This is a genomic window from Arthrobacter dokdonellae (assembly GCF_003268655.1).
GTDB classification, from domain to species: Bacteria; Actinomycetota; Actinomycetes; order Actinomycetales; family Micrococcaceae; genus Specibacter; species Specibacter dokdonellae.
On record NZ_CP029642.1, the window covers coordinates 3,135,003 to 3,159,653 of the forward strand.

At 67.2% G+C, this 24,651-nt stretch carries 22 protein-coding genes and 1 pseudogene; 10 read left to right on the plus strand and 13 right to left on the minus strand.

The window, feature by feature from the left end; translation table 11 throughout:
* Positions 1-5 precede the first annotated feature (5 nt).
* The 3 genes from DMB86_RS13935 to DMB86_RS13945 all read left to right on the plus strand — a co-directional run bounded on the left by DMB86_RS13935 (position 6) and on the right by DMB86_RS13945 (position 3,904).
* Positions 6-2,279, plus strand: a complete 2,274-nt coding sequence (locus DMB86_RS13935) for a transglycosylase domain-containing protein (RefSeq protein ID WP_113718339.1) — start codon at positions 6-8, stop codon at positions 2,277-2,279.
* A gap of 214 nt (positions 2,280-2,493) precedes the next feature.
* Positions 2,494-3,150, plus strand: a complete 657-nt coding sequence (locus tag DMB86_RS13940; RefSeq protein ID WP_335645007.1) for a putative immunity protein — start codon at positions 2,494-2,496, stop codon at positions 3,148-3,150.
* Positions 3,151-3,229: 79 nt separating this feature from the next.
* Positions 3,230-3,904, plus strand: coding sequence for a dihydrofolate reductase family protein (locus tag DMB86_RS13945; protein WP_227878389.1), 675 nt, complete (start codon positions 3,230-3,232; stop codon positions 3,902-3,904).
* Between the two features lie 121 nt (positions 3,905-4,025).
* Here the strand turns inward: DMB86_RS13945 and DMB86_RS13950 are convergent, their stop codons facing one another.
* Complete coding sequence (locus DMB86_RS13950; protein ID WP_113718340.1) at positions 4,026-5,525, minus strand: arylsulfatase; 1,500 nt, start codon at positions 5,523-5,525, stop codon at positions 4,026-4,028.
* A 109-nt stretch (positions 5,526-5,634) separates the two neighbouring features.
* Positions 5,635-6,624 (minus strand): formylglycine-generating enzyme family protein, encoded by a 990-nt coding sequence (locus DMB86_RS13955; RefSeq protein ID WP_472239150.1) that lies wholly within the window; start codon positions 6,622-6,624, stop codon positions 5,635-5,637.
* A gap of 386 nt (positions 6,625-7,010) precedes the next feature.
* Here DMB86_RS13955 and DMB86_RS13960 point away from each other — a divergent pair, with 386 nt between their 5' ends.
* Complete coding sequence (locus DMB86_RS13960) at positions 7,011-8,219, plus strand: AI-2E family transporter (protein WP_113718342.1); 1,209 nt, start codon at positions 7,011-7,013, stop codon at positions 8,217-8,219.
* Positions 8,220-8,317: 98 nt separating this feature from the next.
* Here the strand turns inward: DMB86_RS13960 and DMB86_RS13965 are convergent, their stop codons facing one another.
* The gene (locus DMB86_RS13965; protein WP_227878763.1) at positions 8,318-8,728 is read right to left on the minus strand and encodes an MBL fold metallo-hydrolase; all 411 of its coding nucleotides are present in this window, start codon (positions 8,726-8,728) and stop codon (positions 8,318-8,320) included.
* Complete coding sequence (locus DMB86_RS21095; RefSeq protein WP_227878391.1) at positions 8,683-8,859, minus strand: MBL fold metallo-hydrolase; 177 nt, start codon at positions 8,857-8,859, stop codon at positions 8,683-8,685. The genes DMB86_RS13965 and DMB86_RS21095 overlap by 46 nt, the downstream gene beginning before the upstream one ends.
* A gap of 297 nt (positions 8,860-9,156) precedes the next feature.
* Here DMB86_RS21095 and DMB86_RS13970 point away from each other — a divergent pair, with 297 nt between their 5' ends.
* The gene (locus DMB86_RS13970) at positions 9,157-10,119 is read left to right on the plus strand and encodes an alkaline phosphatase family protein (protein WP_113718343.1); all 963 of its coding nucleotides are present in this window, start codon (positions 9,157-9,159) and stop codon (positions 10,117-10,119) included.
* A gap of 54 nt (positions 10,120-10,173) precedes the next feature.
* Here the strand turns inward: DMB86_RS13970 and DMB86_RS21100 are convergent, their stop codons facing one another.
* Positions 10,174-10,587 (minus strand): DUF4386 family protein, encoded by a 414-nt coding sequence (locus tag DMB86_RS21100; RefSeq protein ID WP_236783337.1) that lies wholly within the window; start codon positions 10,585-10,587, stop codon positions 10,174-10,176.
* Between the two features lie 83 nt (positions 10,588-10,670).
* A pseudogene (locus DMB86_RS21660) lies at positions 10,671-10,724 on the minus strand (hypothetical protein); the annotation flags it as partial.
* A gap of 338 nt (positions 10,725-11,062) precedes the next feature.
* Between DMB86_RS21660 and DMB86_RS13980 the strand changes: the two are divergent.
* Together DMB86_RS13980 and DMB86_RS13985 are read left to right on the plus strand one after the other, a co-directional pair.
* The gene (locus DMB86_RS13980) at positions 11,063-12,256 is read left to right on the plus strand and encodes an alkaline phosphatase family protein (RefSeq protein ID WP_113718344.1); all 1,194 of its coding nucleotides are present in this window, start codon (positions 11,063-11,065) and stop codon (positions 12,254-12,256) included.
* A gap of 287 nt (positions 12,257-12,543) precedes the next feature.
* Positions 12,544-14,079 (plus strand): stealth family protein, encoded by a 1,536-nt coding sequence (locus DMB86_RS13985; RefSeq protein ID WP_418202332.1) that lies wholly within the window; start codon positions 12,544-12,546, stop codon positions 14,077-14,079.
* 36 nt (positions 14,080-14,115) lie between these two features.
* Here the strand turns inward: DMB86_RS13985 and DMB86_RS13990 are convergent, their stop codons facing one another.
* A complete protein-coding gene (locus tag DMB86_RS13990; RefSeq protein WP_113718345.1) occupies positions 14,116-15,057 on the minus strand; it encodes a phosphodiesterase in 942 nt (313 codons plus the stop codon).
* Positions 15,058-15,275: 218 nt separating this feature from the next.
* Here DMB86_RS13990 and rox point away from each other — a divergent pair, with 218 nt between their 5' ends.
* The 3 genes from rox to DMB86_RS14005 all read left to right on the plus strand — a co-directional run bounded on the left by rox (position 15,276) and on the right by DMB86_RS14005 (position 19,990).
* Entirely contained in the window at positions 15,276-16,715 is a 1,440-nt protein-coding gene (gene rox / locus DMB86_RS13995; protein ID WP_113718346.1) for a rifampin monooxygenase, read from the plus strand.
* A gap of 161 nt (positions 16,716-16,876) precedes the next feature.
* Positions 16,877-17,896 (plus strand): acyl-CoA thioesterase, encoded by a 1,020-nt coding sequence (locus DMB86_RS14000; protein ID WP_113718347.1) that lies wholly within the window; start codon positions 16,877-16,879, stop codon positions 17,894-17,896.
* 183 nt (positions 17,897-18,079) lie between these two features.
* On the plus strand, positions 18,080-19,990 hold the full coding sequence (locus tag DMB86_RS14005; RefSeq protein ID WP_113718348.1) for a S53 family peptidase: 1,911 nt from the start codon (positions 18,080-18,082) through the stop codon (positions 19,988-19,990).
* Positions 19,991-20,121: 131 nt separating this feature from the next.
* On the opposite strand, the gene DMB86_RS14010 is transcribed toward DMB86_RS14005, so the two are convergent.
* The 6 genes from DMB86_RS14010 to DMB86_RS14035 all read right to left on the minus strand — a co-directional run bounded on the left by DMB86_RS14010 (position 20,122) and on the right by DMB86_RS14035 (position 24,583).
* Entirely contained in the window at positions 20,122-21,213 is a 1,092-nt protein-coding gene (locus DMB86_RS14010) for an NADH:flavin oxidoreductase/NADH oxidase (RefSeq protein WP_113718349.1), read from the minus strand.
* Positions 21,214-21,344: 131 nt separating this feature from the next.
* Positions 21,345-22,283, minus strand: a complete 939-nt coding sequence (locus DMB86_RS14015; protein ID WP_113718350.1) for a redoxin family protein — start codon at positions 22,281-22,283, stop codon at positions 21,345-21,347.
* 207 nt (positions 22,284-22,490) lie between these two features.
* Entirely contained in the window at positions 22,491-22,931 is a 441-nt protein-coding gene (locus tag DMB86_RS14020) for an aldo-keto reductase family protein (RefSeq protein ID WP_171814503.1), read from the minus strand.
* A gap of 43 nt (positions 22,932-22,974) precedes the next feature.
* The gene (locus tag DMB86_RS14025) at positions 22,975-23,361 is read right to left on the minus strand and encodes a VOC family protein (RefSeq protein ID WP_113718352.1); all 387 of its coding nucleotides are present in this window, start codon (positions 23,359-23,361) and stop codon (positions 22,975-22,977) included.
* Between the two features lie 82 nt (positions 23,362-23,443).
* Complete coding sequence (locus DMB86_RS14030; protein ID WP_113719575.1) at positions 23,444-24,046, minus strand: cation efflux transmembrane domain-containing protein; 603 nt, start codon at positions 24,044-24,046, stop codon at positions 23,444-23,446.
* Between the two features lie 93 nt (positions 24,047-24,139).
* A complete protein-coding gene (locus tag DMB86_RS14035) occupies positions 24,140-24,583 on the minus strand; it encodes a YkvA family protein (RefSeq protein WP_113718353.1) in 444 nt (147 codons plus the stop codon).
* Positions 24,584-24,651 lie beyond the last annotated feature (68 nt).

Here is a 24,651-nt window from a genome sequence, read left to right on the forward strand (position 1 = left end):
GGCGGATGAAAACGAGCAGAAACCCAGTCCTCACCACAGCGAGCACCCTGGGCAGGCTGGCCCTCCTGGTCGTCACCAGCATTGCCTGCGGGGCACTTGTCGCCTGCCTGTTCGTCCCGGCAACGGCCCTGGCGGCCACGGTGGCCAGCGATTCCATAAACATGTTCAACAACCTCCCGGCAAGCCTGGAGGTGACCCCGCCCGCCCAGGCCACACAGGTTCTTGCCAGCGACGGCTCCGTCATAGCGAGGGTCTACGCCGAGAACCGTCACGATGTGTCGCTGGCCGACATGTCGCCGTTTATAAGGAACGGCATTGTCGCCATTGAGGATGCGCGGTTCTACGAACACGGTGGCATCGATCCGACCGGCATCATGCGCGCCGTCGTGGCCACGATCCAGGGCGGACGCGAGGGCGCCTCCACCATCACCCAGCAGTACGTGAACAACGTGATCATTGAAAACCTTGTCACGGCCGGGAAGACCGACCAGGCCAAACTGGGCGCCCAGAAGACAGTGGGCGACAAGCTCAACGAGATGAAGCAGGCCATCGCCCTGGAGAAGAAGATGTCCAAGGACGACATCCTGCAGGGCTACCTCAACCTCATCTACTTTGGCAACGGCGCCTACGGCATCCAGGCCGCCTCGAAACTGTACTTCGACACCGACGCCAAGAACCTGACGCTGCCGCAGGCCGCGGCGCTGGCCGGCGTCGTCAACAGCCCCTCCGTGTACGATCCGGTGGCCCACCCGGCCAACGTGGTCACGCGGCGCAACGAGGTGCTGGGCAAAATGCTGGCCCAAAAGAAGATCACCCAGAAGGAGCACGACGCCGCCGTGAAGGCGCCGCTGAAACTGCACCTGAACAAGCCCACGCAGGGCTGTGTCGCGGCGGCCACGGCACCGTACTTCTGCGACTACGTCCAGCAGCTGGTGCTCAACAACGCGGCCTACGGTTCCACCCCGGAGGACCGGGCCAAGTTCCTGTACCAGGGCGGGCTGACCATCAAGACCACCCTCGACCCCAAGCTGCAAAAGGTGGCGCAGGAGCGGGTCAACGGGACCATGAGCCCCACGGATCCCCTGCAGCGCGGGGCCGACGTCGTCAGTGTCCAGCCGGGCACCGGCAAGGTCCTCACGATGGCCCAAAACACCGTGTACAACCCGGCCACGAAGCCGGGCAACTACATGGGCAACTTTTCCCTTCCCCTCAAGGACGCCAACGGCCTGCCCCTGCACGGGTCCGGCGGCTTCCAGATCGGGTCCACGTTCAAGCCGTTTGTGTTTGCCGAATGGCTCAACAGCGGCCACTCCATGATGACCAACATTGACGGGTCCGTCCGGGACTACCCGGTGGGCTACCCGTGGAAGAACTCCTGCGGAAGCACCACCGGCGACTACGACCCGAGGGTGCCGGGCCACTACCTGCTCCCCAATGACGACCCGGACCACTACTACTCGATGACCGCCTATCTGGGCCTGGCGATCTCCATCAACACCGTCACGTTCCAGACCGCCACGCAGCTGGACTTCTGCAACATCCAAAAGATGGCGACGGCAGCGGGCTTGAAGAACGGCGCGACCAACAAGCCCTACGACGTCTCACACATTTCCAACCTCATCGGTTCCGAGAACGTGGCGCCGATCGACATGGCGACCGCCTATGCCACCTTTGCCGCCGGCGGCGTGCGCTGCGAGCCGATCGCCCTGACCTCGATCACCGACTCGACGGGAAAGAGCTACCCCGTCCCGACGGCGAACTGCCAGCGGACCATGACCAAGGAAGTTGCCGCCGGTGTGACGTACGCCTTGCAGTACATGCTGGTGCACGGTTCCGGCTACGCCATCCCGCTCAATGACAAGGCCACTGCCTTCGCCAAAACGGGCACCACTGACTGGAACGTCCAGACCTGGACGGTGGGAGCCAACTCCGGCATGGCCACGGCGGCCTGGTTTGGCAGCTACCAGGGCAACGCCGAGCGGTGGCACAACCAAAACCTCACCATCAACGGCGTCTACTACCCGAATATTGACGGTAACCAGCTGGCCGGCTCCAACTGGGCCGCGGTCATGAACGCCGCCGCAGGCAGCTATGCAGTCAAACCGCTGACTGCGCCCCCGGCGAAGATGCTCAGTAAAACGGCCCCGTTGAAGGCCGGGACCAACAACCCCATGGCCGGCAGCGGCGTACCCGTGCAGCAGCGGCAGCACCCGGCACCGGCAACAAAGCGAACCCGGCCCGGAAAGAGGGACACTTCCGCCAAACGCAAGAAGGGCTGATCACGCAGTCAGGACGCCGCAGCCGAGCCAGACACTGCCGTCCGCAGCACGGTCCCGCCCGGCTCGCCCAGCCTGGTACCGGCGTGATGGCTGCCGCTGTTGCCCACCCTCATCTACCGACAAGCCGGCGCGTCCTGCTGGGCCGGCCACTATCGTCAACGGTGCCAGGCATTAGTGCCACCGGCTTGTGGGCGAAGTGTGAGAAGGTGCTGATATGGCTTCCCCACAGGCTCTCAGCGAGACCGGTCGCCGGATCGTCGCAACGTGGGCCGCGGACTGTGCGGAGCGCGTCCTGGCGGCATTCGAGGCGGAGGCTCCCGAAGATACTCGGCCTCGCGATGCCATCACCCGGACCCGGGCATTTGCTCGTGGCGACCTCGGCGCGGCAGAGGAGATCCGCCAACGCTTTGTCGCTGGCCGTGCCGCGCGGGATGTGAAGACTCCTGCCGCGGTGGCGGCTGCCCGCGCTGCCGCACAGGCAGCGGCGGTCGCCCACATGGGTGCGCATGCCTTGGGCGCTGCAGCCTACGCCGCGAAAGCGGCCGGTCTGGCCGCGCCCGATCGCCCCGAAGCAGTCGGCGAAGAGATCCGCTGGCAACTGGACCACATGTCTGCAGAGGCCAGGGCGACGCTCAAAAGCCTGCCGCCCATCGGTAAGGACTCGGCCGGCCCGCTCGGGCCGGGACTCCTCGCATCCGGCCTGCTCGCCTCAATTATCCGGAGCATTCAGGCCGACTTAGCTGACGCCGACCAACCGGCCCTCGCGGGACCATGCGAGCGACTCACGGAGCTATCGCCGACCGCCGACGATGATGTCGCCCAGGACAGAGTGAGTACCAGTCGTCGCCGAGCGGTTCGACGGCGGCGGTGATCGCGCATCCGGATCTCGGTTCCACCGCCTCCACTCCTTGACTGATTCTTCCCACCAACTACAGTGATTGCATATTGCAATGACACTCGAGGGAGAAACGATGGCTGTCCGTGCCGACCTGAACATCTCGCTCGACGGGTACGCCACCACCACCGATCAAACCCCCGAGCATCCCTTCGGCCACGATTGGGGCCGGCTCGTCCACGCCTACACTGCGACCCGCACGTTCCGCGAGCGAGTCCTGCACGATGAGAGCGGCGAAGGCACGTCCGGCGTCGACGACCGGTACGCACAGGCCTACTTCGCCGAGGTCGGCGCCGAGATCATGGGCGCCGGGATGTTTGGACTCCACAACTTCCCGGACGACCCCAACTGGCGCGGCTGGTGGGGAGACGAACCACCATTCCGGGTCCCCGTATTCGTACTCACGCACGCTGAGCGACCGCCGATCAACATGGCCGGCGGCACCACGTTTGAATTCCTCACGGCCGCACCTGGCGACGCGCTTGCACGGGCACGGGCTGCAGCCGGCAGCAAGGATGTGCGGATCGGCGGTGGCCCCACGGTAGTTCGCGACTTCCTCAAAGCCGGACTCATTGACCAACTCCACGTCGGAATCACCCCCATCCTGCTCGGCCGGGGGATCCGCCTCTGGGACGACCTCCGGGAACTCGAGTCCAACTACGCCGTCAGTTCCGAGGTCGCGGAGAGCGGCATCATCCATGTCACTTTCCAAAGCAGATCACGAACGTAGTGTCTTGATGCCGGCCCGTCTCCTGTCAGAGGGAGGATCGGCAGGCTTCCTGCGGGGCGCACCGACGCAGATCTCCTCAACGACAACCATGCGACGCCGCACATCGTGAAAAAGGACTCGCCTAGGCGTCCAGCAGGGCCAGGGTGTGCGCAAGGATGTCCGTCACGGACGCCCCGGTGACCAGCTCGCCGTCCCGCACGAAACCCTCCTCGCGGCCTGTGAGGTCCTGCACCAGCCGCCCCTTCCATAGGGCCAGCAATTCGGCGTGCTCGGGAAGCGGGGCCAGGTTGTGGAGTTCACCGGAGTCGGCGTCAAGGTCGAACAGTTCCTCGGTGCCCCATTCCGAGGCCCAGAGGTACTTCACGTGGCCGTCGGTCACCCACTGCAGCGACTGGCCAAAGTAGACGTGTTCGCCGTGCAGCCACTCACGCCACCGTTCGGCGGGGGCAGCACCGGCGGACTTTGAGCTTGTGTCGTCGCGCAGGAAGGGCACCAGTGACCGGCCGTCGCAACTGTCGGGGACCGGCACACCGGCCAGATCCAGCAATGTGGGCATGAGGTCGCGCAGTTCCACCACCTCATCGACCACGGCGCCCCGGACGGCGTCGGAGTCGGACGGCGCCGGGGCCACAATGAACGGCACCCGCGCCGAACCCTCATAGCCGACGCCCTTGCGGTAGAAATCGTGGTCGCCGAGCATCTCGCCGTGGTCCGCCGTGAAGGCGATGATGGTGTCCCGAGCCAGGCCAAACTCGTTCAAGGCCTCGAAAAAGCGCATGAGCTGGAGGTCAACCTGAGTCATCAGCCCGTAGTAGCCCGCACGGGCCCGGTGCATGACAGCCTCGGACAAGGTGCCGAACGCAAGCTGGTGGAAGCCGTCCGTCCGAACGGACTCGTAGTGGTGCTCCCAGTCGCCAAGGCGGCGCTTGAACGCCGGCAGGTCCAGATACATGTCCATGGCCCAGGCCGGAGGGTCGTAGGGCGGGTGCGGCCGGTGGAAGGACAGGTATAGGAAGAACGGGACGGTTGGGTCCCTGCGGTACAGCCATTCCACGGCCTGCGAGCCCGTCCACGACGTCGGATGCAGGCGCTCGGCCTTGTCCCAGGGGCGGGCCACCGTGGAGTTGCAGCCGGCACCGTGGTCAAAGTACTCCTCATCGGCACTGACCCCCGGCTGGCGGCGCAGCCACGGCACATAATCGTCAAAGTACTTGAAATTCAGTTTGTGTTCGGCCCGGGCCGCGTGCAGGAATCCGTCGTGGAGGATGACGTCGTCAAACCCCGCCCGGCTGCGTTCCGGGTAGACGTGCATCTTGCCGATGGCCTGCGTCTGATAGCCAGCCTTGCGGAACTCGCCCTGCAACGACACAGGGTGGGCCTTGTCGAAGGGTATTCCCTCCTGATAGCCGACCCGGCCGTGCCGTTCCTGCGACTGGCCGGTAAACAAAGCAACCCGGGCCGGAACACACGTTGGCGTGGCCGAATAGGCATGACGGAAGCGGGCGCCCTTGCCGGCCAGCTCATCCAGATGTGGCGTTTGCACATACGGATGGCCCTCGGCGCCCAGGCAGTCGCCCCGCCACTCGTCGACACAAATCAATACCACGTTGGGCCGGCCCATGCGCTGCTTCCCTCCAGCCCCGCCCAGACGGGGACGCGTTGCTCCATTTGCCATCAGCCTAGCCGCGGCTTAACCCGGATGCGATCTCCCCGGCGGCGCCCGCGGAAAGTCAACCGGCCGCAGCGACGGTCCGGAAGCCGCAGTTCCCGCTTGCTGATTCGGGTGAGTTGGAGCTGCGGGCGGCCAGCCGGTAGCGGTTGCAGTAGGAGTCGTGGCACAGGTAGGAGCCGCCCCGCATGACGCGCCCGCGGCCGATGGTGGGCCCGGGAGGGTCCACCACGGTGCCCTTGGCCTGGCATGACCTGTAGTACTTGGGCAGGAACCAGTCGGCGCACCATTCCCACACATTGCCGCTGGTCTGAAACAGCCCATAACCGTTGGGCTCGAAGCTGCGCACGGGCGCGGTGGTGAGGAATCCGTCGTCGACCGTGTTGACGGTGGGGAAGGTGCCCTGCCAGATGTTGCAGCGGTGCACGGTGGAGCCATCTTCGGCCTCGCCGTGCAGCTCGTCGCCCCACGGATAGCGGGCCTGCGCCAAGCCGCCGCGGGCCGCGTATTCCCACTGCGCTTCCGTGGGCAGTGAGCGGCCGGCCCAGGCGCAGTAGGCGAGCGCATCGGAGTGGGAGACTTGGGTGACGGGGTGGTCTGGGATTTCGTCCCAGCTCGACAGCGGTCCGGCAGGGTGTGCCCAGTCGGCGCCGCGGACGTTCAGCCACCAGGGCGTGCCTGCCGCCGTGCCCAGAATGTCTTTTGCGTCCGCCCGTACGGCCAGTTGGAACACAGCCGAGCTGCCGTACATCTCGGACTCGGTACGGTGGCCGGTGGCACCGATGAAGGCGGCGAACTGCTTATTGCTGACCGCTGTGACATCTATCCGGAAGGCCGAGACGCTGACGCAGTGGACGGGTGTTTCCCCATCGGCGGGATAGCCTTCGTCGAAGGGATCCCCCATGGCGAAAATGCCTGCGGGCACGGCGACGTCGTCATGCTTGGCTCGTGCTCCTCGCGGCAGATCAGTCGGTGTGACGAGATCAGGGGCGACGCCGGCGAGGCTGTGCCCTGGCGTTGGTCGGCCTTCGGGGCTGCAGCAGGTGGCCAATGGTGCTCCTTCGGGTGGCGGCGGGACCGGTCGCCGGACCCCGCCTTGACTTGCCTTATGCGCGACGCCCGGAGCGGACCTAATGCCAGTCCCACGTCCGGGGTATGGTCGCTGCCGGGCTCGTCCCCGGGTAGAAATACCCGATGGGGGTAATTTCATTTCCGTGGGCCTGCGACTCTGCTAAGGACGTACAACCATCTTATCTGCTCTGCCAGCTTGATCCGGGCGGGATCTGTTGAAACCGGACGACGACGGCGGCACGCGCCTCCTGCGCCTTGGCGAGGCGCGTGCCTGCTGCGCCATCCACCGGACATGAGGCCCATTCCCGGCGCGTTTAAGTGCACCTCCGCCACCATCCGGTCCTCCGCGGTGCGAGAATGGCCTCCATGGCGCAAACTGAAACCAACGGTCCGGCAGAGCCGCTGCCCACAGTGACACTGGCAAATGCCCGGGGCGGGACATTCGCACGGGGACTGCCCGTGATCTGGAGCGACGCGCTGGGACGGTCGGCGATCCGATCGGCCCAGGCGCTGTTGGTCCTGACCCTTGTCGCGGTGGTCATCTGGGCTCTCACGCGGGTCCCCCTGGTCCTCACCCCGATCCTCCTTTCACTGATCCTGGCCTCGGCGATCAGCCCGATGGTCCACTGGCTGACCCGGCACCGCTGGCCTCGGGCCGTGGCGGTGCTGACATCATTCGTGGCCATCCTCGCCGTGTTCGGCGGTGTCATCACCGGCGTTGTCTTTCTCATCCGGTCTCAGTCAAAGGACCTGGTTGCCCAGGCCGACATCGGCATCGACCGCCTGCACGGGCTGCTCGTTCAAGGCCCCTACCCGGTCAGCGACGCCCAAATAAGTTCGATCCGTGACGCCATCCAAAAGTTCATCCTCAGCGCCACCTTTGGGAACGAAGCGCTGACCGGGCTCCGCGTTGCCGCTGAGGTAGCCGTCGGGGCGATATTGATGGCCGTCATCTTGTTCTTCTTCCTCAAGGACGGGGAAAAGATCCGCGACTTCCTGTTCGGCTTCCTCCCCGCAGCCCAACGCACGAAGGCCCACATAGCGGCGGATCACGGCGCCGTCGTGCTGGGCGGATACGTGCGCGGCACCGCGCTGGTGGCGTTGACCGACGCGCTCATCATCGGCCTGGCCCTGGCCATCATGCGCGTGCCCCTGGCGCTGCCGCTGGCCGTGTTCGTGTTCATCGGCGGATTCATTCCGATTGTGGGAGCCACCGCCGCCGGAACCTTGGCCGTCGTGGTGGCGCTGATCTTCAACGGCCCTGTCCCGGCCCTGGTGGTGGTCATTGTCCTGGTTGGCGCCAACCAGCTCGAACACCACGTCCTTCAGCCCCTGCTGATGGGCAAGGTCCTGCGCATCCACGGCCTGGCCATCCTCCTCGCCCTCGCCGCCGGGACCACGCTGGCAGGGTTGGTCGGTGCCCTGCTGGCCGTGCCGCTCACCGCCGTCGGCTGGTCGATCATCAAGGTCTGGACCGGACGGAACACGCTCGCGGCGCCATCACCCGGCACGCCCTCGGTGGCTGCCGATCCTGCGGGTGCCGGTGAGCCCCCGGCCGTCGAGGCCCAGGAATAGTTACCTGACGGGCGGGCAGCACGAACACCGGCGCAGAAGTCGGCCCGGCAAGTTCACGTGCCGGCCGTTTTCCAAAGTCGTCGGCACAAATTCCAGTACTAGCCGGGTGTTCCGTCGCGCCCGCTTCTTCGGGCCAGGACCTGAAGTTGCCGTGCGTGCACGCCGCCCACCCAGTCCCACCCGGGCTTGGCCGACGGGCCTACCCGCGGGTCACTGGAAACCTGGGCGTCACGCAAGGCGTGCATGTACGCCCGGTCCCGGTCGATCCGTGCACGCACCTGGTCAGGTCCACCGATGGACCCGTGGCCGGGCACGAGGACATCGACGTCGCCCGCCACGCCCTCGAGCAGCCGCAGCGCGGCCAGATAGTCCTCGATCGGGTCGGCGGGGTCGGTCAAGTCGAGCATCGGAATCAAGACATCGGAAAGCATGTCGCCGGCAACGAGAACGCCGCTTTCCTCAATCAACAGCGCCGCATGACCCGGGGCATGCGCTTGATGCTCGACAATCCGGACACGAGGACCGTCCCAACCCCGGGGTCGATGAGCAACACGCCGGCCCGGCCCTGCACGACAATGGCGTTGCTCTGGCAGAACTCACTCTCGTGGATCAGCACACCCTCCGCGACCTGCCTCAGCACGGGGTTCCTTCCGCTTGGGTTTTGCAACCGCTTGTCGGGACTGCAGTACCTGGCGGTGACGGATGGCAAGCAGCAGTCGCGAGGGGATCGCCTAAAATATCCCCTGCGTCATCGCGGCTGCCCACGACGCGTCCAGTGGGCGGTATGCCCGGCTCCACCGCGGTGGGGGCAGGATGGCCGAATGCCGGGAGTCCGTTGCCTGGCGGGCGGCGCGGTCGACGGGCCATTCCATGGCGTCAGCCCTGACTTTTGTGACAGGGGATGGCCGGGTGAGACCGCTGCGGATAGCATCGAGTGATGAGCCGCAAGAGCATATTTTTCGTCGCGTTCGTGATCGGCTGCACCGCGCTCGCGCTGTTCATGGCGGGATGCGCCTCCCCGGCCCCCGTTGCCACCCTCCCGCCGGCGGCCCCGGCGTCGTCGTCCTCGAGCGGGCTCTCAGCCAGCCCCGCCGCCAAAGGCGGAACGCCGCCCGGGATCGACCATGTCGTCATCATCGTCGAGGAAAACAAGCCGGCCTCAACCATCATGGGTAATGCTTCCGCCCCGTACATCAACAAACTGGCCGCCGAAAGTGCACTCGCGACCAACTACCAGGCCATTTCCCACCCGAGCCTTCCCAACTACCTGGCCCTGACCGGCGGCACCACCGCCGGCATCACGGACGACTGCGCCCCGGGCGGACGCTGCACGGCACGGGTGCCGAGCATCACCGGTGAAATTGCGCGGTCCGGGCGGACCTGGAAGATGTACGCCGAGGGCATGCCCGCTCCCTGTACGGCTGAGAACTCCGGCGCCTACGCGGTGAAACACAACCCGTTCATGTACTACCCCAGTGTCACCGGCGACCACGCCTCCTGCACGGCGCACGATGTTCCCCTGGCCCAACTCAGCGAGGACCTGCAAGACCCGCGAAGCCTGCCCAGCTACGTGTTTATCAGTCCCAATCTTTGCAACGACATGCACGACTGTCCGGTGGCGACCGGAGACACCTGGCTCTCACACGAAGTGCCCGGCATCCTGGCCTCACCAGCTTTCACGACGCAAAACTCCCTGCTGGTGGTCACCTGGGACGAAGGCGAGAACGGTAACAACACCGTCTCGACCATCTTTGCCGGCCCGGCGGCCCGGCGCGGCTACAAGTCCGGCCTGCCGTACAGCCACTACTCCCTGCTGCACACGATAGAAAGCGTGTGGGGATTGGCACCGCTCACCGACAACGACAGGAATGCACCCGTCATGCGCGACATGCTCAAATAGCGCCCAGCAAAGGCAGCCGGGCTGGACCATCCGACGACGCTGAGCAGAAGAAGATCACCCCCCGGTGTCGACGTCGCCACCGATGGCCGCCGGCAGTGCGACTGCTGAACGCCAGATGAGCTTCCCGTCGCAATCGGGTTGGCTGACACGCATCGGGTTCCTTCGAAAGGGCGACGGCTCTGGCGTGGGGAAGCCTGCGCGTGGCGTGACGGTGCGGGTGTTCACGGCTGGACCGTTGACTGGGTGTCGGGACGAAGGATCGACGGGCCCGTCGGGGGTCAACGGCGACTGCCTGAAGCATTTGACGATCAGCCAGAGGCCGAGGGACAGCTCGAAGGCGGCGACGGGCAGGGCTGCGAGCGCGGCGATCGGCGATACCTGGCCGTAGGTGCCAAAGAAGACCGCGATGTCAGAAGCCAGGAGCAGCGGGGCACCGATGAATGCGACGATCGGGAAGATGCGGGGCACCAGCGCTTACTTGTACAGCACGTAGCCCAAGGGCAGGTCGCATGCAGGGTGACGACGCTGACCAAGATGAGACAGGTTTCCACCAGTCGGGCGGCCACGAAGCCCAAGGCGGCGGTTTGGCTGACGCGCCTGGCCACCGGGTACAGAACGACGGCGGCGCCGATTTCTCATCCGTGGCATTGGGCGTCTCGGGTTTGACGGGCTGAGGGGCGTGGAGGGCGGCTACCTGACGCGTCAACGCGTGGGCAGCCGGAACTTCTACGAGCTGCATCCGACACTGCCGCTCCGCCGAGAAGGACTGGATGAAGTCGCGGTCGGTGAGATTCTGGACGTGCTCCTTGGGTCGGAGTAGAAGCATTCCGCCCCCAAGCCAAGGGAATCCGGCCGGCTATGGCCAGCGGACGGGCGCGTGTGTTTCGATGGAGTACATGGCGCACGGGGGCAGAGGACCGGGGCCAGGAGCGAAGGGCGTGACATGGCTGCGATCCCAGGACACCGCGTGGTGGTTTTCATCCAGGAGAACAAGACCACTGACTTCTACTTCCCCACCATGGCTTCCTGGGGTGCCGCCGTCGCCAACCACGGCCAGTTGCTGGACGCACCCCCCAACTTTGACCAGCCCCACGACCGCAACGCCTGGGTCCACTACGCCATGGGCGACTACCCTGCCTTGGACGTGCAGGTCAACAACGACACCGTCATCCCTTACTACAGCTGGCTGGCCAAACAGTTCCTGTTCTGCGACCACCACTTCGGCTCGGGATCAAACTCCACACCGGGACACATGCTCGCCATCGGCGGCCAGATGCCGACCCTGAAGAACCCCCCGTTCACCGGCCCCCACCCGGTCTGGGACCTGCCCTCCATCTTCACTGCCGCCGAGGCCGGCGGCGTCCCCTGGGGCGCGTTCCCCGACGGGTCCGGGTATCCCACCAAGTTTTACAAAAGCCTGGCCACCGCACCCGGTTCATCACAGGTCTACCCGCCCAAGGACTTCATCCCGATGGCCAAGGCCGGCACCCTCCCGCAGGTCTGTTACGTATGGAGTCCTGCTGGTTACGACGAACACCCTCCGCACGTCAGCACGCCCGACTACGTGACCAAGGGTCAAAACCTCGTCTGGGACAGGGTCCAGGCCGTCATCGACGGCGGCGGCTGGGCAGACACCACGTTCATCCTCACCTGGGACGACTGGGGTGGTTACACCGATTCCGTCCCCACCCCGGACATTGAGACCGTGCCCGACGCCATCCACCCGGACGGCTTTGCCGCCATCGGAGGATCCAGGATCCCCCTGATCATGTTTGGCGGCAAGGTCCGGCAGGGCATCGACCCCCAATGGCACTCCCACGCATCGATCCCCAAAACCGTCATTGACCTCCTCGGGCTCCCCGCCATGGGCGTCGACAGGGTCGACGGCGCTCCATCCCTCGCGGCGCACGTCGACCCGGCACTCGTGCGGCCCGAACCACCCGCGCCTGGCACCGCGATCGTTCAGCCCGCTCCCCCGGACCCGGAACCCAGCCCTGTCCCGCCAGACGTCTGGAAGGGGCCCACCGGTCAACCGATGCCCGCACTGACCGCGCTCGACGGAACCGCCGTTCCCGCCCCCACAGACGGGATCGTGAGGAAAAACCCGCCGAAACCACCAAAGCCGGCAACCACGTAGGACGCTTTACACGCTTGGCGCCTGAAGTGGGCCGGTCGCCCGGATCGGGCAGTCAGTCGGGGCGCACCTGATGACTGACGACGGCGAGGGGCGGCCTACCCGGCGCCGCAACAGCCGGGCCGGCTCCGCATGCGGTTTTGGTCCACCCGGTGCCGCCAACGGACTATTATTCAAGGAGACCCCCTCTTTTTTTACACAGCATTTTTCGACACAGCATTGGAGCCCCCATTACCGACGTGACCGCCGCGCATGATGTCTACTATGGCAATCCCGCAACCGACGACGACATTGACCTCGTGGAGGAAACCCCGCCGTCCGCCGTCGCGCGCTTCAAGGACAGGCCCGACGTCGTCCGCCACCGCGGCAGGTATGTCCTCATCAACCGCGACCGCACACCGAACGAAGCCATGGTGGATGACCTGCTGTTCATCCGCGGTGCACTGGAAGCGGCCGGACTGAACTACCTGCTGGTGCGCGGCAACGACGAACGGCCCGTGATCTCGGTCGACTGGGCCGACCGTGCCGCGCTGCGCAAGGCCCTCGTTGAGGCCTGCGCCAACGAACCGTTTTATGCCCTGACGGTGGATGCCCGCAAGAAGTCGGCACTGCTGGTGGCAGACGGGATGGCGGCCAGGAACCGCAAGTCCCGCATTCTGCGCCTGTACCGACCGCGGTGGGAGCCTGACGGCGGGCTCAGCTACGGCGCGTCCCTGGGCGTCCAGATCGAGCTGTGGAGCTTTGAGGGCGACCAGCTGGTGCTGCCCATCGAAAACTCGCTGACCCGGCGCACGCTGCTGGCGCAGGACGCGGTGCGCGGGACGGTGGAACGGTACGGTCACGTGTGGCCGACCATCGAGAACATGTTCGCCGAGCATGCCTCCGACATCGGCTTCGACATCGACCTGGTCTTCTCCTGGGTGGACGGCAGCTCACCGGAATACATTGCCGCCCGGCGCGCCCGGATGGAAGGCGTGGTGGTGGGCGAAGGGGACGACCACGAGGCCCGGTTCCGGCAGATCGACGAGCTCAAGTATGCGCTGCGCTCGGTCTACACCTTTGCGCCGTGGATCCGGCGGATCTTCATCGCCACGGACTCCCCCGCCCCGTCCTGGCTGGGCGAGCACCCGTCGGTGACGCTGGTGCGCAGCGAGGAGTTCTTCGCCGACCCGTCGGTGCTGCCCACGCACAATTCGCAGGCCGTGGAGTGCCAGCTGCACCACATCGACGGCCTGTCGGAGCACTTCCTGTACTCCAACGACGACATGTTCTTTGGCCGTCCCGTCGGCCCCGACATGTTCTTCACCCCGGGCGGGATCACGAAGTTCATCGAGGCGGAGACCAGGATCGGCCTGGGCGAGAACGACACGGAACGCAGCGGCTTTGAAAACGCCGCGCGCGTGAACCGGAAACTGCTGTGGGAACGCTTCGGGCGCATCACCACCCGGCACCTGGAACATGCGGCCACGCCGCTGCGCCGCAGCGTCATGGCGCAGATGGAGCGCGAGTTCCCCGCGGAATTCAGCGCCACGGCCGCCAGCACCTTCCGGTCGGCGGAGAACATTTCCGTCACCAACTCCCTGTACCACTACTACGGGCTGCTCACGGGCAGGGCCGCCGTTCAAACGGACGCCAAGGTGAAGTACGTCGACACGACGGCGCGGGCGGGCTTGAAATACCTGGCGAAACTGCTCGCCAAGCGCAATGCGGACTTCTTCTGCCTCAACGACGGCAGCTTCCCGGAGGTCCCCGCCGAGGAACGCGCCGAGGTAGTGACGGACTTTCTGCAGAAGTATTTCCCGATCACGGCGCCCTGGGAAAAGTAGCCCGCCGGCCCTGCCGACCCGCGCGGTCCGTGAGGTTCAGCGCGGCGCCAGCCCGCGCCGTCGTGCCCGGACCGGGATGCCCGTGGTGCGGGCCGCATGGTCGGGAATGCGTACCCCGGCCGCGTCAAGGCGGGCCTGGGTCTCCTCGGCACTGACCTGCTCGCCGACGGTCGGGCCGGAGCCCAGCGGAACGGTGGAGTGGACAATCGTGTGCTCATAGACATGGACCAGGTTGAAGGCCTGCCCGCCGTCGCGGCCGCGGGTGCCTCCGACCGGGACGTTCAGGTCCTGGGTGTAGCACGTGGCCGAGGCGACGGACACGGGGATTCCGGCAAACATGGCGTTGGTCGAGTAGTGCAGGTGGCCGGCCAGGATGGTGCGTACGTCCGAGCCGCGCAACACGGCCGCCAGCTCGGACTGCCGGCGAAGCTCGACCAGCACGGACAGGTCCAGCACGCTGGGCACCGGCGGGTGGTGGAGTGCCAGGATGGTGCCGTCCGGGGCAGGTGTGGCGAGTTCCCCGGCCAGCCACTCCAGCTGGTCCGCGCCGAGCTCGCCGTGGTGGAAGCCCGGCACCGAGGTATCCAGGGTGATGACCCGCAGCCCGTTCAAGAAGCGGGTGTGGTCGACGGGCGCGCTGTCCGCCGGCTCCCCTAGCAGGCCCGCGCGGAAGTTTCCGCGGTGGTCGTGGTTCCCCATGGCCCAGATCACCTCGGCGCCCATCTCCTTGCAGGCGGGCTCCACGATCCCGCGCAGCTTGGCATACGCGTCGAGCTCGCCCTTGTCGGTGAGGTCCCCGGTAAAAATGACTGCCTCCGGCCGGGCGCCCGACGTGGCGATCTCGGCGAAGATTTGGCGCAGCCGCTCCTCACTGTCCACAGCGCCGTACAGGGGGCCCGGGCCGCCCAGCAGGTGGGTGTCGCTCAGGTGAAGCAGGAAGTGGCGCGGCCGGGGATGCTCGGCCTCGATGTGGTCCATGACTGCCTTAATGGTCGGGTGGATGCGGCGGCTGCCGTCCCTCTCATGTACCTCCATCCAACCACCCCCCAGGTGAACTGCGGGCCAACACTCCCGACAATTTGCAATAACGTCTGGCTGCAATGACTTCAGGGCGGTCCGGATCGGCCCGCCGCACCGCCCGACGCGTTAGTGTGGTGGGACGCCCCGCCGGAACGGAGCGGACACAGGGAGGCCTCATGTTCGATGTGATCATTGTCGGCGCGGGTCCCACGGGCTCGATGCTGGCAGGTGAGCTGCGGCTGCACGGCGTGTCGACCCTGGTGCTGGAGAAGGACGCCAAACCCACCGGGATCGCCCGGTCCCTGGGCCTGCACGTGCGCAGCATCGAAGTGATGGACCAGCGCGGACTCCTGGAAAAATTCCTGGCCCACGGTCGGAAATACCCGCTGAACGGCTTCTTCGCCGGCATCTCCAAGCCGGCCCCCGCTGACCTCGATACCGCCCACCCCTACGTCCTCGGCATTCCCCAGCCGGTCACCGACCGGCTGCTGGAAGATCATGCCGCCGGGCTGGGGGCGGAAATCCGCCGGGGCTGCGAGCTGGTTGCACTCACCCAGGGCGATGGCCAGGTGGAGGTGGAGCTGGCTGACGGCACCCGGCTGCGCTCCCGCTATCTCGTGGGCTGCGACGGCGGCCGCAGCACCGTGCGCGGACTGCTCGGCGTGGCCTTTCCCGGCGAACCGTCCCGGGTGGACACGCTCATGGGTGAGATGGAGGTGACGGCGGCGGCGGAGGAGGTGGCCGCCGTCGTCGCCGAAGTCCGCAAGACCCAGAAACGCTTCGGTGCCGGACCCATCGGCGGGGGCCTTTACCGGGTGGTGGTGCCCGCCGCACACGTGGCGGAGGACCGGGCAGTGCCGCCCGCTTTTGACGAGGTCAGGGAGCAGCTTCGTGCCTGGGCGGGCACCGACTTCGGCGTGCATTCGCCACGGTGGCTCTCACGGTTCGGTGACGCCACGCGCATTGCCGAGCACTACCAGGTGGGCCGCGTGATGCTGGCCGGCGACGCCGCGCACATCCATCCTCCCGTCGGCGGGCAAGGGCTCAACCTCGGCATCCAGGACGCGTTCAACCTGGGCTGGAAACTGGCGGCCGCCATCCAAGGCTGGGCACCCGGGGGCCTGCTCGAGAGCTACCACACGGAACGGCACCCCGTCGCGGCCGACGTTCTGGAGACCACCCGCGCGAACATGCTGCTGCTCGACACCGAGCCCGGGCCCCGGGCCGTTCGCAAGCTGGTCTCCGACCTCATGGACTTCGACGACGTCAACCGGTACCTGATCGAAAAGCTCACCGCGATCTCCGTCCGGTACGACGTCGGCCAGGGGCATGATCTGCTCGGCCGGCGCCTGCGGGACGTGAAGCTGACGCGGGGACGGCTCTACGCACGGATGCGCACCGGCCGCGGGCTGCTGCTGGACCAGACCGGCCGGCTTACGGCGTCCGGCTGGGAAGACCGTGTCGACCGGATCGCGGACACGGTCGACGAACTCCACGCGCCTGCCGTGCTCCTGCGCCCCGACGGACACATTGCGTGGGCCGGAGACGACCAGGCCGCCCTCGCCGGCCACCTGATCCGCTGGTTCGGCGACCAGCGGCACGCGCCCCTGAGCTGAAGACGTTCCGGTACCAGCACTCGGCCGCAAAACCGGTGGTCTAAACGTCGTCAATTGCCGGACGTTCCCTAGGGGGACGCGGCGAGCGCTTTATGACGGGTGAAAGGGCATATGAGACTCCGCACGCCGTGGACGCACTGCCACTTCAATAAACTCGTTCCATGAGTGAGACTGCCGCCAATTCCGTGACCCTTCGCTTCCTTGCGGCCCCCACCGACGTCGGACACAGTGGCTCCGTGGACGCCGGCACCGTGCTGGAGTGGGTGGACAAGGCGGCGTACGCCGCCGCGGTGGGCTGGGCCAAGTCCTATTGCGTCACGGCCTATGTGGGCAACATCCACTTTGCGGACCCTGTCAACAGCGGCGACATGGTGGAGGTGGAGGCAACCATTGTCTACACGGGACGGTCGTCGATGCACATCCGCACCGTGGTGTCCTCGGGGGACCCCCGGGGCGGAACCCCCACGATGCGCAGCCAGTGCCTGGTGATATTCGTGGCCGTGGGCGAGGATGGCAAGCCCATCCCGGTAACTCCGTTTGAGCCGGCCACGCCGGAGGACATTGAACAGCGCGATCAGGCCCTGGCCCGGGTCAAGGTGCGGGAAGAGATCGTGGCCGCCATGAAGGCCCAGGACTACACTGACGCGGGAACGGCCGAACGCGTGGTCCTGCGATTCATGGCCGCCCCCGCCGACGTGAACTGGGGCGGCAAGGTGCACGGCGGGATCGTGATGAAGTGGATTGATGAAGCCGCCTATGTGTGCGCATCACGTTATTGCGGAAATGACACCGTGGCGGTCTTCTCCGGCGGCGTGCGCTTCTACCGGCCGCTGCTGATCGGCCACGTGGTGGAGGTCGAGGCCCGGCTGGTCTACACGGGGACGAAGGGCATGCACATCGCAGTCCACGTCCGTTCGGGCGATCCGAAGGGACGGGAGATGGCCCTGACCACCTACTGCCTGACCGTGATGGTGGCCCGCGACGACGCCGGCAACTCGGTGCCCGTTCCCCCCTGGATTCCCGTAACCGAAGAAGACAAGCGCCTGCACGCCCATGCCCGGGAACTGCTCGAAATCCGCGGCCGGGCGCCGGGAAACAGGCTCCCGAACCACCTGTTGGCGGCTAAAAGTGCGACGACGTCCACCCAGCCAGCTGCATCCGTTGCGTTGGGTGGCCATTAAGGAGGGGCCCGTTCCCGCACCGCTGCCGGGCCGCGTTTTGGCTCAGCCGCGCGTTCCCTGGGCGGCGGGTGGTCTCCAGCGTGAGAAAAAAACCGTTGCCGCGGCGGCCGCTGAGTCTTAGCCTTGACCCAGCGGGCCCCGACAATCGTCACACGGCCCCTGAACATGTCTGGAGATCCTGGAATGCGCAAACCCTTCCTTGGAGTGTCCATGGTGGTTGTCGCGGCTGTCGTCGCGGCGGTCACCGGAGCAGGCGCCGCGGACGCCGCCCCACCACCAAAACCAATCCCCAACTCGTCGCCCAGCTGGCTCGCCCACGGCAAGAACCACGGCGCAGCCTCCCCCAACGCCCACGTCAGCGTGCGCGTCTACCTCGCACCGAACGGCGGGCTCGCCGCCCTTCAGGCCGCCGCCAAGGCCGCCTCAAGCTCCCACCACTTCCTCACGCCAGCCCAGTACCACGCGCAGTTCGACACCAAGGCTTCGACCGCCAGTGCCGTCACCAGCTGGCTGAACGGGGCCGGCCTGAAGGTGAAGGCAGTTGCGGGCCAAGGCTACCTCGACGTCAGCGGCAGCGTCGCCGCGGCCAACAAGGCCTTTGGCGTGACCATCGCGAACTTCAGCCATGACGGCCTGAGCGTGCAGGCGCCCACGGGCCCTGCCACCGCCCCCGACTCCGTGGCCTCGGCAATCATCGCCGTCTCCGGCCTCGACACGACGGTCTCGATCGTCGAGCCGCGGACCCAGAAGCCATCGCCGCCCAGTGCCGGCTTCCGCAACGCGCCGGTCTGCTCGCATTGGTACGGTGACCAGAACTCCACCACGCTGCCCACACCGGACGGCACCGCCCTCCCGAAGTTCAACGGCGCCACGCTGCCGTATGCCCCGTGCGGATACACCGGGCCGCAGCTGCGCAACGCCTACGAGGCCGGCGCGGCAGCTGGACTTGACGGGCGCGGCGTGACCGTGGCCATCACCGACGCCTATGCCTCCCCCACCATCGAGGCCGACGCCAACCGCTATGCCACCGACACTGGCGACAAGCCGTTCATCAAAGGGCAGTTGACCCAGAACCTTCCGCGCGCCTTCACGCAGGTCAACGGCAACAAGTCGCCGAAGCAGTGCGACGCGTCCGGCTGGTATGGCGAGGAGACGCTGGACGTCGAGGCCGTGCACGCCATGGCGCCGGCGGCGAACATCCGCTACTACGCAGGCAAGAGCTGCCAGGATTCCGACCTGCTGGACACCTTCAACCGCATCAATGATGAGGGCGTCGCCACCATCGTGACGAGCTCGTGGGGCGGCGTGGGAGACGTGGTCAAGACCTCACTCCTGCTGGCCTACGAGACCGCCTTCCTGCAGGGCGCGGTGGAGGGCATCAGCTACGCGTTCTCCACGGGCGACTCGGGCGATGATGCGGCGGCCCTCGGCACGCCGCAGACCGACTACCCGGCGTCCGACCCGTACGTCACCGGCGTCGGCGGCACCTCAACCGCCATCACACCGGCGGGCGTGACCGGCGAGACCGGCTGGCAGACCACCAAGTACTCCCTCGCCAATGGTTCCTGGGCGCAGTCCGTACCGTTCCTGTACGGCGGCGGGGGCGGCTACTCGTCGAACTTCGCCGAGCCGGATTACCAGGTGTCCGCAGGCATCCACAGCCCCAACGGCGGCCGTGCGCTGCCCGACGTGTCGATGGACGCCGACCCGACCACCGGCATGCTGGTGGGCCAGACGCAGAGCTTCCCCGGTGGCGCGGCCTACGACACCTACCGCATCGGCGGAACGAGCCTCGCCTCGCCGCTGTTCGCGGGCATGACGGCGTTGAAGATCCAGGCCAGCGGCCACGGTTTGGGGCTCCTGAACCCGGGCATCTACTCTGACCACTCGGGCTTCCACGACGTGACCGGTGCGGGCATTGATGCGGGCAACATCCGCGTCGACTTCGTGAACGGGCTGGATGCGAGCAACGGATACACGTACTCGGTGCGCTCCTTCAACACCACCCACACGAGCCTGTCGGTCGGCAGCGGCTGGGACAGCGAGACCGGCTGGGGCAGCGCCCGCGCCGGCTGGCTCACCCCGGCACCGTAACCCCCAGGCCCCAACGCCCCACCCGGGCGACCACGGACGACGGCGGCACCCGCCTTGGGTGCCGCCGTCGTCGTTTGCTGTGGGGACCGCGCCACCCTTGCCGCCAAGGGCGGGGGAACCGCGTTGGCGCCTTACGGCGTCGTGGGCCCGATCGGCGCCCGGTGGTACTGCTGGGACGCGTAGTCAACCGTCACTCCCAGTGCGGCGGCGGCGCGCAGCGGAAAGTTGGGGTCGCGCAGGAGTGCGCGCCCCAGCATGACGACGTCGGCCAGGCCGGTGGCGACGATCTGCTCGGCCTGGCGCGGCTCCTCAATCAGTCCGACGGCGATGGTCGGCAGGCCCGCCGCGGCACGGACCGCGGTGGCGAACGGGACCTGGTAACCGGGCCCCACGGGGATGTGTGCAGCGGGGACGTTGCCGCCGGTGGAGATGTCGGCGAGGTCGGCCCCGTGTTCACCCGCCCAGCGGGCCACGGTCTGGGTTTCCTCCAACGTCCAGCCGCCGTCGACCCAGTCCGTGGCGGAGAACCGCACGCTCAGGGGGATGCCTTCGTCCACGACCGCGCGGATGGCGTCGATGGTCTCCAGCAGGAGCCGTGCCCGGTTGGCGAGCGTTCCGCCGTACGCGTCCGTCCGGGTGTTGCTCAGCGGCGAAAGGAACTCGTGGAGGAGGTAGCCGTGGGCGGCATGGATTTCGAGGAGGTCGAACCCGGCCTCAAGGGCGCGGACGGCGGCCGCCGCGAAGGCGGCCGCGACCCCGCGAATCCCGTCCGTGGTGAGGGCCGCGGGTGCCTCATAGCCGGGGAACGCAATGGCGCTGGGGCCCACGGTGGGCCAGCCGCCGTCGTCCGCGGGAACGGTTCCCCGGCGCTCGTCCCACGTCCTGAACGTCGAACCCTTCCGCCCGGCATGGGCCAGCTGGATGCCGGCCGCAGCCCCCTGCGAGTGGACGAAGCGCACGATCCGGGCGAATTCGTCACGCTGGGCGTCGTTCCACAGGCCGAGGTCCTGCGGGGAGATGCGGCCCTCGGGCAGGACGGCGGTGGCCTCCGTGAACACCGCGCCGGCGCCGCCCCGGGCGAACGAGCCCAGATGCACCAGGTGCCAGTCGGTGGGCATCCCGTCCTGCTGCTCGGCGGAATATTGGCACATGGGCGTGACCCAGATCCGGTTGCGGACGGTCACGCCGCGGACGGTGATCGGCTCAAAGAGTGCTGATGTCATGGGAGGTGGCGTCTTTCTGCTGGCGGTCGCTTGTCAGGGCCAACGCGGATGCGGCGCGGCTGATTCCCTTCAAGCAAAGCTGGTCTGCTTCGTCCTGTGTCGGAGTCCTGGCGGGCATGCGCGACAAACGCTCACGCCCGCAGCCAGTCCAGCACCTGTTGCGCATGCGTGTTGGGCGGGAAGATCGGGTAGAAGACGTGCTCGATGACGCCGTCCTTCACCACCAGGGTCAGGCGCGTGTACAAGCGCGGGTGGCCCGGAGCCGGAAACGTGGGGAGGTCCAGGGCGGCTGCGAGCGCGAATCCGGGATCGGACAGCATCGTGAACGGCAGGCCGAGCCTGGTCGCCACCTCGCGCTGGTAGCCGGGGTCCTGGCTGGAGAACCCGTACACGTTGGCGACCCCGGCCTCGCGCAGCAGGGAGTAGTGGTCGCGGAAGTCGCATGCCTCCGTGGAGCAGCCGCGGGCACCGGGAATGGCGTCCCACCCGTCCGGGAGGTCCGTGCCGGGGACGCCGGTCAGCGGATAGAGGTAGATGACGGTCCGGCCGGAACCGAGCCCCGCGAGGTCGACCCGGCCGCCGTCGGTGGCCTCCAGTGTCAGCGCGGGCATGGCGCGGCCGGGCAGGTGGTCCGCGGCGCCGTCGTCCTCGGGGGCCGGCAGGTTGTCGGGCAGGACCTTGGAGTAATCGATCATGGGTGTGGGTTCCGTTCTAAAGGTTCGGGACGCGACCCGGGCCAGCCGTTCGGCCAGGAGTCCGCGCCGTGAGGCAAGGGATGCGATGGTGCGGTCCAGCTCGGCGATGCTGTCCCGGTATGCGGCCAGGGACGCCGGGCATTCGTCGCTGTGCCGGTGGCCGGCGTCGAGGCATTCAATGAACGGCGCGGCGCGGGCGGGATTGATCCCGAAGCCCGCGAGCGCCCGGATTTCACTGGTGACGCGCAGGTCGTGGTCCGAATAGTCGCGGTAGCCGTTGGGCAGGCGCCCCGGCAGGACCAGGCCCAGCTGCTCGTAATAGCGCACGGCCTTGATGGACACCCCGGCCCGCGCCGCCAACTCGCCTATCCGCATTCTTACCTCCTCCCAACAACATAAACCTTGCCCCCGGGGGCAGTGTCAACCTGGCACTACGGACACGGAGCCTGGCGGGCCGTCCTTGACGCCTGGGATGACGCGATGGATATTTGATCCCGATATATCAGCCTCAATTGTCCATATCGACATCCTAAGCGCGGGGAGCCGCCAACAGACCGGGCTCCCCGACCGTGCGCGGGCGGTTCAGACGGCCGATCGACAGCCCAATGTCCGCCGCTGGACCGCCGGGTTGGGAATCCCGGGAGCCCTGTACGCCATGTCCAGCGCGCCGACGTCGGTCCCGGGTGCCACGACGGCGTCGATCCGGTCCAGGATCCCGTCTGTCAGGGACACCTCGGAGCCGGCGACGAGGTCCTCAAGCTGGTCCACGGTGCGCGGGCCGGCGATCGCGGAGGCGACACCGGGGCGGGCGATGACACAAGCCACGACTCTTTGCGTCAGCTCCAGCCCGGCCTCGTCGGCGACCGGGATGATCCGTTCAACCGTGTCGATGCGGCGTTCGGGCGTCCATTGGGCCGCCACCATGCCCGACGCCGGCATCGACGACATGCCGATCGCACGGACCTTGCCGCGCTGACCGGGCGGCCATGCAGCCGCGCCTGAGGCTGCGGCACACTCACTCATGAGACGGGGACCCCGACGACTCGTGCGCACCGCCCGCAATTTATCAGTCCTGTAGTTCAGCGGGTGGATGCTCGGCGACGCAGAACAGGTTCCCTTCAGGATCGGCCATGGTACTCCACTGCACGTGCGCGACCTCCTCCAGGACATCCCACTTGTGCGTTGCACCAAGGCCGATGAGCCGATCCACCTCGGCCCGTCGGGAACCCCAGGGGACTGTCAGGTCCACGTGGGAGACCTGGTGCTTGGATCGGGGAACGGTTCCCGGCTGGAAGAACATGCCGAACCCGCCGGGCCCATTCGGCGGCAGGTAGACGCTGTCGCCGTTGACTGACTGTGTGGCGCCAGTGACTGCTGCCCAGAACGTGGCAAGTCCGGTGGGGTCCGCCGCCTCGAAATTGATGGCTCCAAGGCTGATCTGCGTATTTGTCATGCGTGCAACTTTAGCTGTCACCGCTTGCACTGGAACAAGGGAAGCGCGGCTTATGGGACCGCCGCCGTCATCGAGCACGCACTCACTGCGCAGGGCGGAAGATGTGCCAGGCTTCGCGGGTCGCGTAGTAGACAATGACCAGGCCGGCCGCGGGATCGGCCCACCACCACCCTGCCAGGTCGTCGAGCAGGACGCCGCCCAGAACCGCCGTGGCCAGCAGCCCGTCGATGAACGTCACCCGGCCCTCCGCCTCCAGCACCGGATTTCCCAGCGCCTTCCCGGTGCGGGCCTTCCCGGCTGCCAGCAAAAACATGGCCGCCGCTGTGACCGCCGTCCAGGCAATGCCCACGGGGCTCGGTGCGGCACGGTGCCCCCGCGCAAGCGCGGCGCCGGATTGAATGCACAGGTACAGGGCCAGGGCCAGGAACGCGCCCGCGATGAGTTTCAAGGAGAACCGCTGGCGCTGTTCGCCGGTGCCGGACAGTTCCCAGATCACCACGGTGCTGGCACCGATTTCGATCAGGCTGTCCAGTCCGAACCCGGCCAGCGCCACGGAGCCGGCCGCGATCGAGGCACCCGCCAGGACCGCGACGCCAACGACGTTCCAGCCCAGCGTGATCCCCTCGAGGAGGAAGCCGCGGCGGCGCAGGCGCAGGGCTTCCGCCGCCGTCGGGCGCTCAGGCACCGTGTCGTTCACCGCCCAGCAGGGCGTTCAGGGATCTGGCGATGAGGCTGGCGGCATGCGGCCGGTCCCAGGGACCCGCCGGCGCGAAGGAGCTCAAGGGTGCTCCGTCGTGCGCGAAGGAACGGTGCCGCCCGGCATCCCGGCGAGCCGTTCAATGATGCGCAGCCCGGCCGGCGTGCCGGGCCAGTGCCGGCGCAGCGGTCCGGGGCCGGCGGTGCGGATCACCGAGCGCAGGACGACGGCGAGGACGATCACGTCGTCCGCGTACCCGATCACGGGCAGGAAGTCCGGGACCAGGTCCAGCGGCGAGAGCAGGTAGGCCAGCAGCAGGGCCAGCTTGATCCGCACGCCGCGCGGCACGGTCCTGTCCGCGGCCAGGCGGCGGAGCGCCCTCAGCAGGTCCGGCAGCAGCCGCAGGGCGTCCTTCATGCCCACGGTGTCCGGGTGGCGGCGGGCATACATCCACAAGGCCAGCAGCAGGACCACATAGACGGCCACCAGCCCGGCCAGGATGCCAAGCAGCGTCTGCCACATCATGGGCTAATCGCCATGGGCACGGTGCAGGTCGGGATGGCAATGCCGTTCTTGAGAATTTGGGAATCAAC

Bases quoted from the DNA above. Each gene is read 5' to 3' on its own strand.
- DMB86_RS13935 (WP_113718339.1), top strand. From the start codon at position 6: ATGAAAACGAGCAGAAACCCAGTCCTCACCACAGCGAGCACCCTGGGC.
- DMB86_RS13940 (WP_335645007.1), top strand. From the start codon at position 2,494: ATGGCTTCCCCACAGGCTCTCAGCGAGACCGGTCGCCGGATCGTCGCA.
- DMB86_RS13945 (WP_227878389.1), top strand. From the start codon at position 3,230: ATGACACTCGAGGGAGAAACGATGGCTGTCCGTGCCGACCTGAACATC.
- DMB86_RS13950 (WP_113718340.1), bottom strand. From the start codon at position 5,525: ATGGGCCGGCCCAACGTGGTATTGATTTGTGTCGACGAGTGGCGGGGC.
- DMB86_RS13960 (WP_113718342.1), top strand. From the start codon at position 7,011: ATGGCGCAAACTGAAACCAACGGTCCGGCAGAGCCGCTGCCCACAGTG.
- DMB86_RS13970 (WP_113718343.1), top strand. From the start codon at position 9,157: ATGAGCCGCAAGAGCATATTTTTCGTCGCGTTCGTGATCGGCTGCACC.
- DMB86_RS13980 (WP_113718344.1), top strand. From the start codon at position 11,063: ATGGCTGCGATCCCAGGACACCGCGTGGTGGTTTTCATCCAGGAGAAC.
- DMB86_RS13990 (WP_113718345.1), bottom strand. From the start codon at position 15,057: ATGGACCACATCGAGGCCGAGCATCCCCGGCCGCGCCACTTCCTGCTT.
- rox (WP_113718346.1), top strand. From the start codon at position 15,276: ATGTTCGATGTGATCATTGTCGGCGCGGGTCCCACGGGCTCGATGCTG.
- DMB86_RS14000 (WP_113718347.1), top strand. From the start codon at position 16,877: ATGAGTGAGACTGCCGCCAATTCCGTGACCCTTCGCTTCCTTGCGGCC.
- DMB86_RS14005 (WP_113718348.1), top strand. From the start codon at position 18,080: ATGCGCAAACCCTTCCTTGGAGTGTCCATGGTGGTTGTCGCGGCTGTC.
- DMB86_RS14010 (WP_113718349.1), bottom strand. From the start codon at position 21,213: ATGACATCAGCACTCTTTGAGCCGATCACCGTCCGCGGCGTGACCGTC.
- DMB86_RS14015 (WP_113718350.1), bottom strand. From the start codon at position 22,283: ATGCGGATAGGCGAGTTGGCGGCGCGGGCCGGGGTGTCCATCAAGGCC.
- DMB86_RS14020 (WP_171814503.1), bottom strand. From the start codon at position 22,931: ATGAGTGAGTGTGCCGCAGCCTCAGGCGCGGCTGCATGGCCGCCCGGT.
- DMB86_RS14025 (WP_113718352.1), bottom strand. From the start codon at position 23,361: ATGACAAATACGCAGATCAGCCTTGGAGCCATCAATTTCGAGGCGGCG.
- DMB86_RS14035 (WP_113718353.1), bottom strand. From the start codon at position 24,583: ATGATGTGGCAGACGCTGCTTGGCATCCTGGCCGGGCTGGTGGCCGTC.